The sequence below is a fragment of the Microcoleus sp. B4-C1 genome (genome assembly GCF_036705285.1).
Classification (GTDB): Bacteria; Cyanobacteriota; Cyanobacteriia; order Cyanobacteriales; family Microcoleaceae; genus Microcoleus.
This window is the reverse complement of record NZ_JAUBUC010000216.1, coordinates 205-1,583: the sequence shown is the minus strand read 5'-3', so window position 1 is coordinate 1,583 and position 1,379 is coordinate 205. Positions and strand designations below refer to the sequence as shown.

1 protein-coding gene is annotated in these 1,379 nt (G+C 46.3%); it reads right to left on the bottom strand.

Annotation, left to right across the window (positions count from 1 at the left end):
• Positions 1 to 20: 20 nt before the first annotated feature.
• Positions 21 to 992, bottom strand: a complete 972-nt coding sequence (locus QUB26_RS31735) for a transposase (RefSeq protein WP_333247066.1) — start codon at positions 990 to 992, stop codon at positions 21 to 23.
• Positions 993 to 1,379 lie beyond the last annotated feature (387 nt).

Genomic DNA, 1,379 nt, shown 5'->3' with positions numbered 1-1,379 from the left:
GTAGATACTGTCTTGACCTGTCAAGGGGTAGCAGTCAAATAATTGGGGTCGAAAGGCTTTTGGGATTTTAAAATCCCAAAAGCCAAATGCACCAGTTTCCTCATCAGCGCACCAATCACCTGCATTTTGACCTTTCCGCGACCCAATAATCTCTCGCTCATAGCTTTCAGCAAGGGGTTGTAACGCATTGCCACTACAGCCGGCAAATACAACGCTTTTCGCAGCCGGACATTGCCGGTGCATGACAAACGAGTTTTGCCTTTAACAGAAGTCCCAGAACTACGTTCACAGGGAGTCAAGCCTGCATAAGCGGCTAGTTGACGGGCATTGTTGTAATCGGAAACATCACGAATTTCAGCTAACAATACCGAGGCCGTCTGTTCACCAATTCCAGGAATTGAGGTCAATAGGTCACGCTGTTGTTTTAAATGTGGATGTTGGTCAAAATGGTCGCTAATCAGTTTTTTGATTAGTTTTTGTTGCTCTTGTAGGTACTCCAAATGTGCAAGGGTAAGCCCAGCAACAGTTGGCGTAGCTGTCTCCAAACGGTTTTGTTCGCTCGTCATCATTTCTGTGACAGATTCGAGCCGTCGCAGCAAAGCTTGTAATTCCTTGATTTCAGGCGCGGTTGGTGTCCACAGATCGGGTTTCATCGCCGCACAAAAACGAGCAATCAGTGCTGCATCTACGGAGTCGGTTTTAGTTCGCAGAAGTTCGCTTTTAGCAAACCCTTTAATCCGGGCCGGATTGACGATACTTACCTGAAAGCCAGCCCCATAGAGGAATTCGGCTAAAGCGTCCCCGTAAATGCTAGTAGCTTCCATACAAGCATGGATCTCGACTACATTTTGTTGTTTGAGCCAGTTATGTAAACTCTCAAACCCTTGAGTATTGTTAGTAAACTTTTTGGGTTTAGTCGCACGACTTTCAGTCAGCAATGAGACATAAAAGTCTTTTTTACTGATGTCTATGCCTAAGACTGTTGATGTCATTTTTGGCTCCCAATATACTCCGATTTATGAACGAACCGACAGGCAATTGAAGACTAACCTTGTCAATGCAGGCTTTCCCGATCACAAGAGCGAGAGCCTAAGATACTGTCCAGCTTAATGTGCGCCTGTCATCAGTAATGGGAGCTTATCTACGCAACAGACTTATGCAGTCTAAGGGGCGGGCCAACTTCACCAATTTCTGATGTCCTTAAACAGCACTTTCCACTGAAACTTGCACCAAGCGTCAGAAACTTTCTTGTTTCTTTAGATTTACCAAGAAGAAGGTAAGCTCGCCTGAGTGACAGCTCGATCGCCTGAGTGACAGCTCGATCGCCTGAGTGACAGCTCGATCGCCTGAGTGACAGCTCGATCGCCTGAGTGACAGCT